Origin of the sequence: Nisaea sp., assembly GCF_017640745.1 — a bacterium.
GTDB lineage: Bacteria > Pseudomonadota > Alphaproteobacteria > Thalassobaculales > Thalassobaculaceae > Nisaea.
Map to the genome: position 1 here is coordinate 89,429 of NZ_JAEPQA010000004.1, position 13,417 is coordinate 102,845.

At 66.8% G+C, this 13,417-nt stretch carries 15 protein-coding genes and 1 other RNA gene; 4 read left to right on the top strand and 12 right to left on the bottom strand.

Features of this window, described 5'->3' with window-relative positions; translation table 11 throughout:
* Nucleotides 1-3: 3 nt before the first annotated feature.
* A complete protein-coding gene (locus JJ959_RS04730) occupies nt 4-630 on the bottom strand; it encodes a gamma-glutamylcyclotransferase (protein ID WP_292880168.1) in 627 nt (208 codons plus the stop codon).
* Between the two features lie 26 nt (nt 631-656).
* Here JJ959_RS04730 and JJ959_RS04735 point away from each other — a divergent pair, with 26 nt between their 5' ends.
* A complete protein-coding gene (locus JJ959_RS04735) occupies nt 657-1,751 on the top strand; it encodes a DUF2125 domain-containing protein (RefSeq protein ID WP_292880171.1) in 1,095 nt (364 codons plus the stop codon).
* On the opposite strand, the gene JJ959_RS04740 is transcribed toward JJ959_RS04735, so the two are convergent.
* The 5 genes from JJ959_RS04740 to JJ959_RS04760 all read right to left on the bottom strand — a co-directional run bounded on the left by JJ959_RS04740 (nt 1,728) and on the right by JJ959_RS04760 (nt 5,953).
* Nucleotides 1,728-2,702 (bottom strand): prephenate/arogenate dehydrogenase family protein, encoded by a 975-nt coding sequence (locus JJ959_RS04740; RefSeq protein ID WP_292880174.1) that lies wholly within the window; start codon nt 2,700-2,702, stop codon nt 1,728-1,730. The genes JJ959_RS04735 and JJ959_RS04740 overlap by 24 nt on opposite strands.
* Entirely contained in the window at nt 2,699-3,805 is a 1,107-nt protein-coding gene (locus JJ959_RS04745; protein ID WP_292880177.1) for a histidinol-phosphate transaminase, read from the bottom strand. The genes JJ959_RS04740 and JJ959_RS04745 overlap by 4 nt, the downstream gene beginning before the upstream one ends.
* A 62-nt stretch (nt 3,806-3,867) precedes the next feature.
* Complete coding sequence (locus JJ959_RS04750) at nt 3,868-4,659, bottom strand: chorismate mutase (protein ID WP_292880180.1); 792 nt, start codon at nt 4,657-4,659, stop codon at nt 3,868-3,870.
* A gap of 197 nt (nt 4,660-4,856) precedes the next feature.
* Nucleotides 4,857-5,174 (bottom strand): antibiotic biosynthesis monooxygenase, encoded by a 318-nt coding sequence (locus JJ959_RS04755; RefSeq protein ID WP_292880183.1) that lies wholly within the window; start codon nt 5,172-5,174, stop codon nt 4,857-4,859.
* A complete protein-coding gene (locus JJ959_RS04760) occupies nt 5,171-5,953 on the bottom strand; it encodes a methyltransferase domain-containing protein (RefSeq protein WP_292880185.1) in 783 nt (260 codons plus the stop codon). Before JJ959_RS04760 ends, JJ959_RS04755 begins: the two co-directional genes overlap by 4 nt.
* A gap of 112 nt (nt 5,954-6,065) precedes the next feature.
* On the opposite strand from JJ959_RS04760, the gene gloB reads away from it, so the two are divergent.
* The 3 genes from gloB to JJ959_RS04775 are packed head-to-tail and all read left to right on the top strand — an operon-like array spanning nt 6,066 to nt 7,954.
* On the top strand, nt 6,066-6,836 hold the full coding sequence (gene gloB / locus JJ959_RS04765) for a hydroxyacylglutathione hydrolase (RefSeq protein WP_292880187.1): 771 nt from the start codon (nt 6,066-6,068) through the stop codon (nt 6,834-6,836).
* A gap of 58 nt (nt 6,837-6,894) precedes the next feature.
* Nucleotides 6,895-7,503: a glutathione S-transferase gene (locus JJ959_RS04770; RefSeq protein WP_292880189.1), complete on the top strand. Its 609-nt coding sequence runs from the start codon at nt 6,895-6,897 to the stop codon at nt 7,501-7,503.
* Between the two features lie 4 nt (nt 7,504-7,507).
* Nucleotides 7,508-7,954: a cupin domain-containing protein gene (locus tag JJ959_RS04775; RefSeq protein WP_292880191.1), complete on the top strand. Its 447-nt coding sequence runs from the start codon at nt 7,508-7,510 to the stop codon at nt 7,952-7,954.
* Here JJ959_RS04775 and JJ959_RS04780 read toward each other — a convergent pair.
* From JJ959_RS04780 to ffs, 6 genes are all read right to left on the bottom strand, one after another.
* A complete protein-coding gene (locus JJ959_RS04780; RefSeq protein WP_292880194.1) occupies nt 7,951-9,564 on the bottom strand; it encodes a glycosyltransferase family 4 protein in 1,614 nt (537 codons plus the stop codon). The genes JJ959_RS04775 and JJ959_RS04780 overlap by 4 nt on opposite strands.
* Nucleotides 9,561-10,481, bottom strand: a complete 921-nt coding sequence (locus JJ959_RS04785) for an EamA family transporter (protein WP_292880197.1) — start codon at nt 10,479-10,481, stop codon at nt 9,561-9,563. The genes JJ959_RS04780 and JJ959_RS04785 overlap by 4 nt, the downstream gene beginning before the upstream one ends.
* A gap of 2 nt (nt 10,482-10,483) precedes the next feature.
* Nucleotides 10,484-11,071 (bottom strand): recombination mediator RecR, encoded by a 588-nt coding sequence (gene recR / locus JJ959_RS04790; RefSeq protein ID WP_292880200.1) that lies wholly within the window; start codon nt 11,069-11,071, stop codon nt 10,484-10,486.
* A gap of 28 nt (nt 11,072-11,099) precedes the next feature.
* On the bottom strand, nt 11,100-11,423 hold the full coding sequence (locus JJ959_RS04795; RefSeq protein WP_292880464.1) for a YbaB/EbfC family nucleoid-associated protein: 324 nt from the start codon (nt 11,421-11,423) through the stop codon (nt 11,100-11,102).
* A gap of 4 nt (nt 11,424-11,427) precedes the next feature.
* Nucleotides 11,428-13,206 carry a DNA polymerase III subunit gamma/tau gene (locus JJ959_RS04800; RefSeq protein ID WP_292880203.1) on the bottom strand — a complete coding sequence of 593 codons (1,779 nt, stop codon included), beginning with the start codon at nt 13,204-13,206 and terminating at the stop codon, nt 11,428-11,430.
* Between the two features lie 28 nt (nt 13,207-13,234).
* Nucleotides 13,235-13,331: signal recognition particle sRNA small type (gene ffs, locus JJ959_RS04805), an RNA gene on the bottom strand.
* Nucleotides 13,332-13,417 lie beyond the last annotated feature (86 nt).

The following is a 13,417-nucleotide window of genomic DNA, read 5'->3' on the forward strand; positions in this document are numbered from 1 at the left end:
GCATCAGATCGGTTTTTCCGGCCGCACGCCGGGGCGGTTCGCGGGATGCGCCGGCGGCCCGGCGGGGGCGGCAGGCATCGCCAGCGAGCCGTCCAGCATCCGCTCGACCAGCGACAGCAAGTGCTCCAGGCGCCGGTCCGGCAATCCGAGTTCGACCAGATGGCCCACGGTATTGGCGAGATACTCGCGTCCCGGCCCCGCCGTGCCGTGGCCCTGGATGATCAGCGCCGCGCGCTCTTCCGGTGTCAGTCCGGCGGCATATTGCGCATGGCCACGGTCGACAACATAGGCCTGCGCCCCGACCCGGCGGCCAGAGCCCCAGGCGTTCACGGGCAGAACCCGCGGCGTGTAGACGCCGGTGATCATTTCCCGTTCATGCAGATAGGCGAGCACCTGCTCGCGCTTGCTTTCCGCCACGCGGTAGGCGATACCGCGGCAGGAACCGCCACGGTCGAGGCCGAGCACCAGACCGGGGCGCTCCGGCGTCCCGCGATAACGGTGCGACCAGACGCAGAAATCCCGGTGATAGCCCTGCAGGCGCGCCGGCACCCGTTCGAGATACTCGAAGCCCGGCCGCCACATCAGCGAGCCGTAACCGAACACCCATAGATCGCCACAATCTGAGGTCATAACTTGGCGGACTTCACGGAAAGCACATGAACAAGATGATCTCCGAGATAATCCCGACGCCCCCGCCGCACAAGCGCCAGAGACGCATCGGTACCGTTCTGTCGTTCATCTTCGCCCTCGCGGTGCTGACCTATGTCGGGAACTGGTTCGCCGCCGCCTTCTGGCTGGAAGGCAAGATCGAGGACTGGGCGGCGGAGGAACAAGCACGCGGCAACCAGGTCGCCTATGGCGAGCTGCGCTTCGAAGGCTTTCCGTTCGAGATGTCCGTGCTGGCGACCGATGTCGCCTACGAGCGGCGGCGGGGCCGGATTTCAGAGACCGTGGAACTCGGCAAACTGAGGGCGGTCGCCAAGCCCTGGGCGCCGCTCGACTATACCTTTACGGCGGAAACCCCGGTCACCGCGCGCCAGCGCAACCTCGACACCGACACGGTCGTCACCCTCGAGGCCGCCCCGCGCACGCAACTGGAAACGAGTTTTTACGGCTCCGGCGTGCTCGAGCATGCGCGCCTGACCGTGCTCGGCGGGCTGCTGACCTCGGAGCGCAAGGGCGACGGACGCGGCCCGCGCGAGGCCGCCCGCTTCGTCGCCGCCTCCCTCACGGTCGACCAGGCGGAGGCGATCAGGGATCACACCGAAGCCTCCGCCGTCGTCAACCTGACGGCGACCCGCATCGAAAGCCCGGCCCTCGCCGCGATGGGCACCAAGGCGCAACACGCGGCGCTCGCCATGGAAGCGACGCTGCGCGGCGTCCTGACCGGCACGGACAGCGAGGATCTTGCGCTCTGGCGGGACAGTGGCGGAATTCTGGAGATCGACCGTTTCACGCTCGCAATGGATCCGGTCGGCCTCCGCCTCAGCGCCACGCTGGCGCTGGACCGTCTGCTCCGCCCGGAAGGCGCCGGAACGCTTGAGGTCAAGGGGTTCGACGAGGCGATCCAGGATCTGGTCGAGGCGGGTCACCTGAAGCAGGACGCGGCGGAGATCGCAAAGCTGGTGCTCGGCGCCTTCAGCCGGACCAGCGCCAGCGACGGGACGCGGATCGTCAGCGTCCCGGTGGCGGCACAGGACGGGCGCGTGAGCGCCGGCCCCTTTACGCTATTTCGGCTTCCCGGTTTCTGAAGCCGGGTGATCGCCGTTGGCGCCCGGCCCCCATGGGTTGCTGCCGGCCTGATGCGCTTCGACGACGCTGCGGCGGACGTCGCGCGTCCGGGTGAAGAAGTCGAACAGCTTGTCGCCTTCCCCGTAACGGATCTGCCGCTGCAGCGCGGTCAGGTCCTCGTTGAAACGCTGCAGCATCTCCAGCACCGCATCCTTGTTGGTGAGGAAGATGTCCCGCCACATGGTCGGATCGGACCCGGCGATGCGTGTGAAATCCCGGAAACCGCCCGCCGAGAAGCGAATCACGTCCTGGCGCTCCTGCTCCTCCACGTCGAAGGCGGTGCCGACGATCGTGTAGGCGATCAGGTGCGGCAGGTGCGAGGTCAGGGCCAGAACCTTGTCGTGATAGGCCGCGTCCATCACCTCGACAATGGCACCGACGCGGGACCAGAGCTCGACCAGCCTGGAAACAGCTCCCTCGTCCGTGCCCTGTTCGGGCGTCAGCAGCCAGTAGCGGCCCTGGAAGAGCTCGGCGAAACCGGCATCGGGACCGGACTTCTCCGTACCCGCGACCGGGTGGCCCGGCACGAAATGGACGCCGTCCGGCACCTCCGGCGCGACATCCTTCACCACCGCCATCTTCACCGAGCCGACATCGGTCAGCACCGCGCCCCTGGCGAGATGCGGCGCGATCTCCCTGGTGATCGCGCCGTAGGTCCGGACCGGAGAGCAGAGCACGACGCAATCCGCGCCCTCGACCACCTCGACGATGCCGTCATGGACGCTGTCGGCGATGCCGAGTTCACGCACCCGCGCCCGTACCGCAGGATCGGGATCGAAGACCGCGACATGGGCTGCGCCGTTTCCGGCCGCGCGCACCGCGCGGACGACGGAGGAGCCGATATTGCCGCAGCCGATGACCGCGAGCCGCCGGAAGACCGGCTTGTCCTTGGGAAAGTCGCTCTCGCTCATGACGCAGGCCTTTCCTTGCCGAGGAAGTCGGCCAGCGCGTCGACGACCTCGCGCATTTCCTCGCCGGTGCCGATCGAGAGCCGCACCGTATCAGGCACGCCGTAGCCCCCCATCTCGCGCACCAGAATGTTCCGTTCCGCGAGGAACAGGCGCGCCGCTTCGGCGGTCTTGCCGTCCGTCTCCGGGAAGCGGAGCAGGAGGAAGTTGGTCACCGTCGGCAGCGGCTCCAGACCGAGCTCGGTGAATTTCTCGACCGACCAGGGCAGCCATTTGTTGTTGCTCCCGACCACGGCCTCCTGGAAGGCGAGATCCTCGACGGCCGCGATCCCCGCCGCGATGGCGAGGGAATTCACCCCGAACGGCTGCTTGATGCTTTCCAGCGTCGCGGCGATGTCCTTCGGGCCGTAGGCCCAGCCGAGCCGCAGCCCGGCCATGCCGTAGAGCTTCGAGAAGGTGCGGAGCATGACCACGTTGTCGTGGCTCTCGACCATCTCGATGCCGCTGTCATAGTCGTTTTTCGTTACGTATTCGCAATAGGCCGCGTCGAGCACGAGCAGGATATCGTCGCGCAATCCGGCGCGCAGGCGCTTCACCTCGTCCTGCGGAATGTAGGTCCCGGTCGGATTGTTCGGGTTGGCGAGGAAGACCATCCGGGTGCGGTCGGTGACTGCCTTCAGGATGGCGTCGACGCTGACCGTGTATTCGTCGTCGGGCGCCACCACCGGCACGCCGCCGGCGATCCGGGTCGCCATCGGGTAAACCAGGAAGCCGTACTGGGTGTAGATCACCTCGTCGCCCGGCTCCAGATAGGCGAGGCAGAGCACCTGGATCAGCTCGTCGGAGCCGCAGCCGAAGACGATGCGCGCCGGGTCGATGCCGTTGCGCCGTCCGACCGCCTCGGCGAGACGGCTGGCGGCGACCGCGGGATAGCGGTGCAGGTCCGGATCGGCGGAGTGCATGGCCGCGAGGGCCTTCGGGCTCATGCCGAGCGCGCCCTCGTTGGCGGAGAGGCGGATCACCTTTCCGGGTTTCTTGGCGCCGCCATGGTTCGGCGTGTAGCTCACCATCGTCGCGATGGAGGATTTCGGTTTGATCGTGGACATCGGTCTGTCGCTCGTATGAAAAACTGGAACGGGAAAGCAGGACCGGCCGTGGGCCGGAAGGATCAACCGGCGTGAACCGGGACCGCGTAAGCGCCGATGCGGTAATAGGGCACCTCGCCTTCCCGGCCGCCCATATGTCGTTCCAGCCCCAGCGGAGCCTCAAGGAAACCTGCCTGCTCGACCAGCTTGAAGCCGTCCGCCTCGTCGACGATCTCGCCCTCGACGGCAAGCTCCGCGGGAACGGCGAAAAGCGTCCGGTCCTCGCCCGAGGTTTCCGGTTCCTGGGCCGCGACGATGAAGGCGTCGCCGGTAAAACCGTTCACCCCGTCCTCGGGCCCGGTCTCACAAAAAGGAAGCCGCGCAATGATGCGCGGCGCCGTGCCTTCTGCCCTGTCGGAAAGCAGCAGCGGCCACCATCGTGCGACGGTCATCGGGAAGCCCGGCAGCACGCCGAGCGTCGCCGCACCGGATGCGACCGCATCCAGCACCTGCCGGGCATCGTTCATGCATTCGATCGAAGCGGAAATGCCGCAATGGTCGCGCGCCAGGTCGTAGACCTTCTCCGCGCCCTCCGCCATGAAGACCGCGGCGTGGACATGGGTCTGCATGTTCAGGTTCGCGCTCAGGATCTCGCGCCAGAAGCGGATCAACGTCGGAATGTTCAGATAGGATTCGTTGCGCGCGACGAGCCGGCGGATGATCTGCGCTTCCCGTCCCGGACGGAAATAGGGCCCGCGATTGCCGCCTTTGGCCTCGGCCACCCGCTTGCCGATCTCGACGCGGCGCATCAGAAGATCGTGCAGGGCCTCATCGATCCCGTCGATCTCGCGCCTCAGGTCGTCGAGCGTGCTCACCGGATATGCCTTCCCATCGAAGCATCGGCCGGACCCGAAACGCCCGGCGAGAGAAACCGTGCCCCGCAGCGTTCCCGATTGCGGCGCGGCGGACAGCAATAGCGGCGGCAGACGCCGAATTCAAGCAAGCTGATCACCGGCTGGCGGAAATCGGTACGCCGCCGGGATTGAATGGCAGTGAAGCCGTGGGCCGTTTTCTAGACGACCAGGCCCTCATGCTCGGCAACGCCACCCGGCACCAGATCGCAGATCGCGAGATGGCGCTCCTTCACCAGCGGCGTCGAATATTCCCGGAAATCGGCCATGAAGCCGGCGTTCTTGTGTTCCTCGAACGCGTCCAGATCGTCATAGGTCTCCCAGAGATGGAAGCTGCCCGGCTTTTCCTGGTCGCGGGCGACGAGGAAGCCCTTGCAACCCGGCTGGGTCAGGCTGTTGGCGGCATGCTTGCGCAGCCGGGTCTCGAACGCGTCCGCGTCCGCTTCGGCGACGATCAGATTGACGGCGATCACGATCATTTTTCTGTCCTCCCTAGATGTCCGAGCGCCACGCCGCGACGGCTTCCGGCCGCGTTCAGCGCCGGGGCACGGCGGCCCGGCAGCGGCAGAAGCTGGCGTATGCGCACCGCCCGCCCTTTCGGACGGGCATAGATCTGCTTCGTTGCCTCGATCAATACCACACCGGAAAAGCGGTTGAACCAGCGTTCCCCCAGTTTTTCCACGGCCGGTGCCGACCGCAGCAGCAGCGGCGAGTTCGAGGGCGGCATGTAGAGCGCGTGCGCGGTCAGCGACGGCGCGAACATGTTGTCCTTCAGAAGGCGGGAGAGCTGGGATGGCGAATAGGGATGGCCGTGTCCGAAGGGCGTGCGGTCGAGCCGCGCCCAGATCCCGCGCCGGTTCGGCACCACGACGAGGATCTTTCCGTTCCCGGCAAGCACACGCCACACTTCCTGCAGCATCGCGCGGAGCTGCTCGGTGCATTCCACCGCATGGACCAGCAGCACCCTGTCGACGGAAACGTCCTGAAGCGGCAGCTCGGCCTCGTCGGCGAGACAGACCAGCCCTTTGCCGTCGCGCGGCCAGTGCAGCACGCCCTGCTGGGAGGGCATGATCGCGATCACCCGCTCGGCCTCGTCCCGGAAGGGACGCAGGAACGGCGTCGCGTAGCCGAGCCCGAGCACGGTCTCGCCCTTCGTGTTGGGCCAGAGCTCGCGGATACGGCGGCGAATCATCCGGCGGGCGACCTGGCCGACCCGCGTGCCGTAAAAATCCCAGAGATCGACGGCGTCGTTGAACATGTTCCAAGCCGGCAGTTCACTTGTCGCGAAGGGATCATAGTGCGCAGCTTGGCCGCGTCAAAAGGTTGATGCTACGGTCCGCGCTCCTGTCCCCCGCAGAGGAGAGAAGGTCATGTCCAAGCTGGAAGTCGTGCTGGTCCCCGCAAGATCCGACAACTACGTCTACCTGCTTCACGATGCGGACAGCGGCGCGACCGCCGTGGTCGATCCGGGCGAGGCCGCTCCGGTGATCGCGGCCCTCGACGCGCGCGGCTGGAAACCGAGCCATATCATCAACACGCACCATCACGGCGACCATACCGAGGGCAACGAAGCGGTGCGGGCGAAATACGGCTGCACGCTGGTCGGGCCGAAGTCCGAGACAGCGCGGATCAAGGGCATGGACATCACGCTGGCCGAGGGCGACAGCTTCGAGTTCGCCGGGCACAAGGCGGAGATCTTCGAGACCCCGGGCCATACCAGCGGCCATATCGCCTTCTTCTTCCCGGATTCCGACATCCTGCTTTCGGGAGACACGCTCTTCGTGCTCGGCTGCGGGCGGGTCTTCGAGGGCACGATGGAACAGATGTGGACCTCGCTGAAGAAGCTGCGCGCCCTGCCGCCCTCGACGAGGATCTATTGCGGCCACGAATACACCCAGTCGAACGCCCGCTTCGCGCTCTCGGTCGACGGCGGGAACACCAAGCTGCAGGCCCAGGCCTCCGAGATCGACCGGCTGCGCGCCGACGGCAAGCCGACGGTGCCGTCCACCATCGGCGAGGAGCTGGAGACCAATCCGTTCCTCCGCGCCGACAAACCGGACCTCGCCGCCGCCATCGGGATGGAAGGCGCCGACCCGGTCGCCGTCTTCGCCGAGGTGCGCAAGCGCAAGGACAATTTCTGAGATCTACAATCGAGACTCCCGGTTCACCGAACCGGGTCATGCAAGGGAGCGAAATCGCATGAAACTCATCTATTCGCCGGCATCTCCGTATGTCCGCAAGGTTCTGGTCACGCTGAAAGAGCTCGGGCTCGAGGACAAGGTGGAGTTCGTCAAGGTCACGACCTCCGTGGTCGACCAGAGCGATGTGCTGGCCGCCGCCAATCCGCTGACCCGGATCCCGACCCTGGTGATGGACAATGGCAAGCCGCTCTATGATTCCCGGGTCATTACCCAGTATCTCGTCTCTCTCGCCCCTTCCTGCGGCTATTATCCCGCGAGCGGCGAGGCGCGCTGGGACGTGCTGCGGCTCGAGGCGACCGCCGAGGGCATGATGGATTCCGCGGTCAACGCCCGCTACGAGCGCGGCCTGCGCCCGGCGGAGAAGCAGTGGGACGACTGGGTCGACGGCCAGATGAAGAAGGTCCACGGCGCACTGAAGGCGCTGGACGGCGAGGCCGCCTCCTTCGGCGACGGCATCAATGCCGGGATCATCGCCGCCGCCTGCGCCTGCGGCTATCTCGATTTCCGGTATGGCGACATGGGCTGGCGCGAGAGCTATCCGGCGCTCGCCGCCTGGTACGGCAAGTTCTCCGAGCGCAAATCCATGCAGGAAACCAAGCCGGCCTGACCGGATGAGCACCGCCGACTGGAAAGCCATCATCGAGAAGCTCGGGATGCAGCCGCATCCCGAGGGCGGCTATTATGCCGAAACATATCGCCATGCTCCCGCGGACGGCGGCCGCGGGACCGTGACCCAGATCTATTACCTGCTGCCCGTCGGAGAGTTCTCCGCCTGGCACCGGGTCAATGACGCGACGGAGATCTGGCATCACTACGCCGGCGCGCCACTCGCCCTGACGCTCTCGCCGAACGGCCATGATGCCGAAGCGCACCGCCTCGGCCCGGACGTTCTCGCGGGGGAGAAGCCGCAGGTCGTGGTCCCGGAAGGCTGGTGGCAGACCGCGGAAAGCCTCGGGGAATGGACGCTGGCCGGCTGTACAGTGGCACCGGCCTTCGAATTTTCCGGCTTCGAAATGGCCCCGCCGGACTGGCGCCCGACGCCGCGGACACCCCGCTAGACCTTTTCCACCACACCCATTTTCAGGAGCCAGGCAAGCGCCCGGAAGGTCCGCGCCGCTTCGGCGATCTGCGCTTGCGACAGCTCCTGCTCCATGACCATCGGCCCCTGCTGCCGCATCGCGGCGACCAGGGCCCGGCCGTCGTCGAGACTGCGCCGGTCCATCGCCGCGATCGGCGAGACCGCCAGCAGATCGAGCAGCTTTTCCGCGTCCTCGACCGGTCGAACGCTGAAAGGCGGCCTGATCGTTTCGCTGGCGAAACCGGCAAATACCGCAAACGGATCGGCCATCTGCGGGACCTCGCGCCCCTCTTCCTCGGAATGGAACGCCCGGCGCTCGGCCAGTTCCTGCCAGAGCGCGTCATAGGCCTTCACGATCACCCGCCAGTCATAGATTTCGCGGGCACGCTTCGCGGCCGCCTCACCCATTTCGCGCGCCTTTGCCGGGGCCCCGGCAAGCGCCGCCAGCGCCTCGACAGTCTTCGGGATGTCGACCGCCACATGCTGCGCGACCAGTCCCATATGGACATCGTAATCGTGTTCGCCAGACGCATGGCGCCAGGCATATTCGTAACCGGCCCCTGGCGGCGGCATCAGCGTCGGCACACGCATCCCGGTTTCGCCGTCGACCACCGTGTCGCGATAGCCGTCCCAGTCGCTGACCACTGCCGGCAGCCCGGCCGCCATCGCCTCCACCGGCGTGATGCCGAAGCTCTCCTGGGCGTTGTCGACGAGCGAAATGAAGGCGTCGGCCGCCGAAAGCACCGCCGCCTTCGCCGCCTCGTCGCGGGCATCGACCTTGAGGATTGAGATCTCGGGCGCGATCGCCTTCGCCGCTGCGTCGAACGCCGCCTCGGTCTCGGGATTGTAGTACCAGCCGGCCTCGATCAGCGTGACCGCGCGGCCGGTCCGGCGCGCCAGCAGGCTCAGCGCCCGGTAGAGCGGGATCGGATGCGCTTTGGTGTGATAGCTGAGACGCCCGAGATAGAGCAGGACGAAACCGTCCTCCGCGATCCCGTGCGCGGTCCGGAAGGCGCGTCCGGGCGCCTCGGCGATGGCCGCGAGCGCAGCCGTATCGACGCCGAGCGGAATCACCGGAAGCTGCGGCTGGAACCGCGGATTTCCACCGGTAACCGGTCTGAGAGCCTCGACATATTCCGCCGCAAGAGACTGCACCAGCGTCTTGATCGCTTCCGAGGTACAGATCAGCGCATCCCAGGACGCCATCGGCGCGGTGATCATCTCGCGCACCGCATCCTGCGCGCGTGTAGAGGCCATGGCGTGGGTCACGCCGGAAAGACTGTAGCGTCCGCGACCGAGGATCTGGCGATGCCAGGCCCGTTTCGCCAGCGCCGGCCCCGGCATGAAAAGTCCCCCCGCGCCCATGAGCGCCCGCGGCTGTGCCGCGGAGAGATGACGCAAGGTCCGGCCGGTCGGGAAGGCCGCCCGGAACTGCTCGAAATCCGCCGGAAGGGCGTGGATCGGCACCTCGCCCGGCGCAGCATGCTCAAGATAGGCTTTCAGAAACCCGGCATTGGCGACCTGGCGGCCGACCAGACGGGAAGCATCACCAGGCTCCGGAGCGAAATGAAGAGCGGTGCGCACAATCATGTTGGGTCCTCCGCGATCGTCACCGGGACGGTCTTCGGTTTGAAGATCATGTCTTTCGAGGCGAGCACGGCGCCGCCGACAATGAGCAGGCAGGCCGCCGCCACCACGAAAGTGAAAGGCGCCAGCCCGACGAGAATCAGCAGCAGCGTCGAGAGCAGCGGTGCCGCGTAGGAGGATGCGCCGAGCGCCTGAATGTCGCCGCGCTTAACGCCGTAATCCCAGGTAAAGAAGGCGCCGCCGACCGGACCGAGGCCGAGCAGCAGCACAGAGGCCCATTCCAGCGTGCCTTCCGGCCAGACGGTCTGCTCGAAAGCGAGGTGGCAGAGCGCGCCGAGCACGGCCGCCACGGCACAGAAACCGCCGACCGCCTCGGTCGGTACGGCCCCGAAACGGCGCGAGAGCACCGAATAGCTCGACCAGGTAAGCGCGCAGACGCAGGCCGCGAGATAGCCGAGGGAATAGCGCGTATCAAGCTCCAGCGTCTCTCCGCGGGTGACCAGCAGTGCCGCCCCACCGAGCCCCAGAACGGCGCCGGCGATATGGAACCAGCGCAGCCGTTCGCCCGGCAGCAGCGCCGAAAAGAGGACGATCAGCAGCGGCCAGAGATAGGCGATCAGACCGGCCTCGACCGCCGGCGCGTTGCGGAGCGCAAGGAAATAGAAGAAGTGATAGCCGAACAGACCGCCGACCCCGAGCAGCCAGACCGGCGCCGGCTGGCGCATGTAGGTAAGCGGGTTCTGTCCCCGCGCCAGCCAGAAGATGCAGGCGATCACTGTGGCAACGCTGAAACACATGGCGAGAAGCTGGAACGGCGGCACCTTGCCCGAGAGCGCGGTGAAGAGCGCCAGCGTCGCCCACATCAGGACGGCGGAGAAACCGATCGCAGTCGCCCGCAAACGGGCCTTGCTATCATCCATGATCAGACTTCCCGGCGCGCCTTGAGCGCCTGGGTCAGTGTCCCGTCGTCGAGATAGTCGAGCTCGCCGCCGACCGGAACGCCCCGGGCGAGGCGTGTGATCGAGATCCCGGTTCCGGTGAGCCGGTCCGAGATATAATGCGCCGTGGTCTGGCCGTCGACGGTCGCGTCCATGGCGAGGATGATCTCCTTCACCTCCGGCGCCCGCGCGCGGGTCACGAGCGACTCAATATTGAGATCCTCCGGCCCGACACCGTCGAGAGCGGAAAGCAGTCCGCCGAGCACGTGGTAACGGCCGGAGAAGGCCCCGGCCCGTTCCAGCGCCCAGACGTCGCCGACATCCTCGACCACGCAGATGACCGAGCCGTCGCGCTTCTCGTCGCGGCAGATATGGCAGGGATCGGAGGCATCCAGATTGCCGCAGACGGAGCAGTCCGTGACCGCCTCCGCCGCCTGGCCGAGCGCGTCGGCGAGCGGGCGCATCAGCGTCTCGCGCTTGCGGAGCAGATGCAGCACCGCCCGGCGCGCGGAGCGCGGGCCGAGACCCGGCAGCTTCGCCAGGTAATGCATCACGCGATCGAGTTCATCCATGCCGGAACGCCGTCTGCCGTCGCGGGGGTCAGAACGGCAGCTTGAAGCCCGGGGGCAGCGGCATCCTGCCGGTCAGCTTCTGCATTTCCTCCTGCATCTTCTCGTCCGCCTTCGCCTTGGCGTCGTTGGCGGCGGCGAGGATCAGGTCCTCCAGCACCTCTGTATCGGCGGGATCGACGAGGGACGGATCGATCTTGATCGATTTCATCTCGCCCTTGCCGGTCATGCTGACCTTGACCATCCCGGCCCCGCTGGAGCCTTCGACCTCCAGCTCCTGCAGCTGCGCCTGCATCTCCTGCATGCGCTCCTGCATCTGCTGGACCTGCTTCATCATGTTGCCGAGATTCTTCATCATCTCACGCCTCGTTTGCCTGGCTGTCCTCGTCGGGGTAGGCCGCCGCTTCCGGCGCCGCGTCTTCGGTCTCGCGCACCAGCGGACGGATCGCTTCTATCGTGCTTTCGGGGAAGGCTTCAAGCACCGCGGCCACGACCGGGTGCTCGGCGACGGATTTGCGTTTCGCCGCCTCCGCATTGGCCTTGCGTTCGGCCAGTGTGTGTATCTCCTCGTCGCCCGGCACAGCATCGCTCGCCTCGACGATCCAGTGGATCCCGGTCCATTCCTTGAGCTTCGCCGCGACTTGTCCCGCCAGTGTCTCCGGCGCGCCCGGGTCGAGGATCAGCTCCAGATGGCCCGCACCGGCGGAAACCGGACGGACAGACCGGCTGAGCAGGGCATGCAGCAGGGCTTCGCGCTTTTCCTCGAACAGCGCCACCACGCCCTCGAAACTCTCCGGTATCTGCGGCGCGGCTGGCTCCTCGGGAGGAGGCGGTGCGGGAGGAGGTGCCTCGGGCTCGGCGCGGGGCGCGGGCATCGCCGCGACCGGCTCCGGCCGGGGGTCCGCCACCCTGTTTTCCGCGGCCGCCGGCTGGCGGGACGGGGCCGCGTCAGGCTTTCCCGATTTTATCGCCTTCACCAGCTCGCCGGGCGGCGGAAGATCCGCCGTATAGGCAAGCCGGATCAGCACCATCTCGAGCGCGGCCAGCGTCGAAGGCGCGTTCTGGACCTCGCCGAGGCCCTTCATCAGCATCTGCCAGGTGCGCGCCAGCACCGGCAGCGAGAGCTTGTCGGCAAATTCGACACCGCGAGTCCGCTCCAGCTCCGAGGCCCCCTCGAGCGCGGACTCGCGCGCCGTCTTCAGCCGGGTGATCAGGTGGGTGAGATCGAGCAGGTCCTGCAGCATCACCACCGGATCGGCTCCGGAAGCGTACATCGAACGCACGTCGGCGAGCGCGTCGGCGGTCTTGCCGCCCATCACCTTCTCGAACAGATCGAAGATCAGCGCCCGGTCGGCGAGGCCGAGCATCTCCTGCACCTGCACGGCGGCGATCCGCCCGTCAGAGAGCGCCATCGCCTGGTCGAGGATCGAGAGCCCGTCGCGGGCCGAGCCGTCTGCGGCGCGGGAGATCAGCGCGAGCGCTTCCTCGTCGGCCTCGACCCCCTCCTTGCCGCAGATCGTGCCGAACAGCTCCATAAGCTCGGAGACGTCGAAGCGGCGGAGATCGAAGCGCTGGCAGCGCGACAGCACGGTGATCGGCACCTTGCGGATCTCGGTCGTCGCGAAGATGAACTTCACATGCTCCGGCGGCTCTTCCAGCGTTTTCAGCAACGCGTTGAAGGCGTTGCGCGAGAGCATGTGCACTTCGTCGATGATGTAGACCTTGTAGCGCGCCGAGACCGGCTTGTAGCGCACGCCGTCGATGATCTCGCGGATATCGTCGACGCCGGTCCGCGAGGCGGCATCCATCTCCATCACGTCGACATGACGGTCCTCGGTGATCGCCCGGCAGGGCTCGCAGACGCCGCAGGGGGTCACGGTCGGCCCGCCGGAACCGTCCGGTCCGATACAATTCAGACCCTTGGCGATGATGCGCGCCGTCGTCGTCTTGCCGACACCCCGCACCCCGGTCAGCACGAAAGCGTGCGCCAGACGGCCGGAGGCGAGCGCGTTGCGCAGCGTGCGCACCAGCGCATCCTGGCCCTTCAGGTCGTCCAGGGTCTGCGGGCGGTACTTGCGCGCGAGCACGCGATACTCGCCCGGCGCCTCGGCGGTGGCGGGGGGTGTCAGATCATCCATGCGGGGATCATAGGGGAGAGGGAAGCGAGGTGGAAGACTGGGAGCGACCCGAACCGAAACTCGTTACGGCTGCTTCCTTCCGGACCTGACCGGATTGGCGAGGAGCTCGTCCGTCCCAGCCTTCCGGGGGTTCTATATCGGGGGATAGGGGCGGAATGCAAGGGGAGTCCGCTTTTTCAGCGGATCGGCCCCATGTTCCCCGGGTCCCCGC

What these genes read in the sequence shown, in the direction of transcription:
- JJ959_RS04740 (WP_292880174.1), bottom strand. Translation starts at nt 2,702, where the DNA reads ATGAGCGAGAGCGACTTTCCCAAGGACAAGCCGGTCTTCCGGCGGCTC.
- JJ959_RS04795 (WP_292880464.1), bottom strand. Translation starts at nt 11,423, where the DNA reads ATGAAGAATCTCGGCAACATGATGAAGCAGGTCCAGCAGATGCAGGAG.
- JJ959_RS04755 (WP_292880183.1), bottom strand. Translation starts at nt 5,174, where the DNA reads ATGATCGTGATCGCCGTCAATCTGATCGTCGCCGAAGCGGACGCGGAC.
- JJ959_RS04770 (WP_292880189.1), top strand. Translation starts at nt 6,895, where the DNA reads ATGAAACTCATCTATTCGCCGGCATCTCCGTATGTCCGCAAGGTTCTG.
- gloB (WP_292880187.1), top strand. Translation starts at nt 6,066, where the DNA reads ATGTCCAAGCTGGAAGTCGTGCTGGTCCCCGCAAGATCCGACAACTAC.
- JJ959_RS04785 (WP_292880197.1), bottom strand. Translation starts at nt 10,481, where the DNA reads ATGGATGATAGCAAGGCCCGTTTGCGGGCGACTGCGATCGGTTTCTCC.
- JJ959_RS04760 (WP_292880185.1), bottom strand. Translation starts at nt 5,953, where the DNA reads ATGTTCAACGACGCCGTCGATCTCTGGGATTTTTACGGCACGCGGGTC.
- JJ959_RS04800 (WP_292880203.1), bottom strand. Translation starts at nt 13,206, where the DNA reads ATGGATGATCTGACACCCCCCGCCACCGCCGAGGCGCCGGGCGAGTAT.
- JJ959_RS04730 (WP_292880168.1), bottom strand. Translation starts at nt 630, where the DNA reads ATGACCTCAGATTGTGGCGATCTATGGGTGTTCGGTTACGGCTCGCTG.
- JJ959_RS04775 (WP_292880191.1), top strand. Translation starts at nt 7,508, where the DNA reads ATGAGCACCGCCGACTGGAAAGCCATCATCGAGAAGCTCGGGATGCAG.
- JJ959_RS04735 (WP_292880171.1), top strand. Translation starts at nt 657, where the DNA reads ATGAACAAGATGATCTCCGAGATAATCCCGACGCCCCCGCCGCACAAG.
- JJ959_RS04745 (WP_292880177.1), bottom strand. Translation starts at nt 3,805, where the DNA reads ATGTCCACGATCAAACCGAAATCCTCCATCGCGACGATGGTGAGCTAC.
- recR (WP_292880200.1), bottom strand. Translation starts at nt 11,071, where the DNA reads ATGGATGAACTCGATCGCGTGATGCATTACCTGGCGAAGCTGCCGGGT.
- JJ959_RS04780 (WP_292880194.1), bottom strand. Translation starts at nt 9,564, where the DNA reads ATGATTGTGCGCACCGCTCTTCATTTCGCTCCGGAGCCTGGTGATGCT.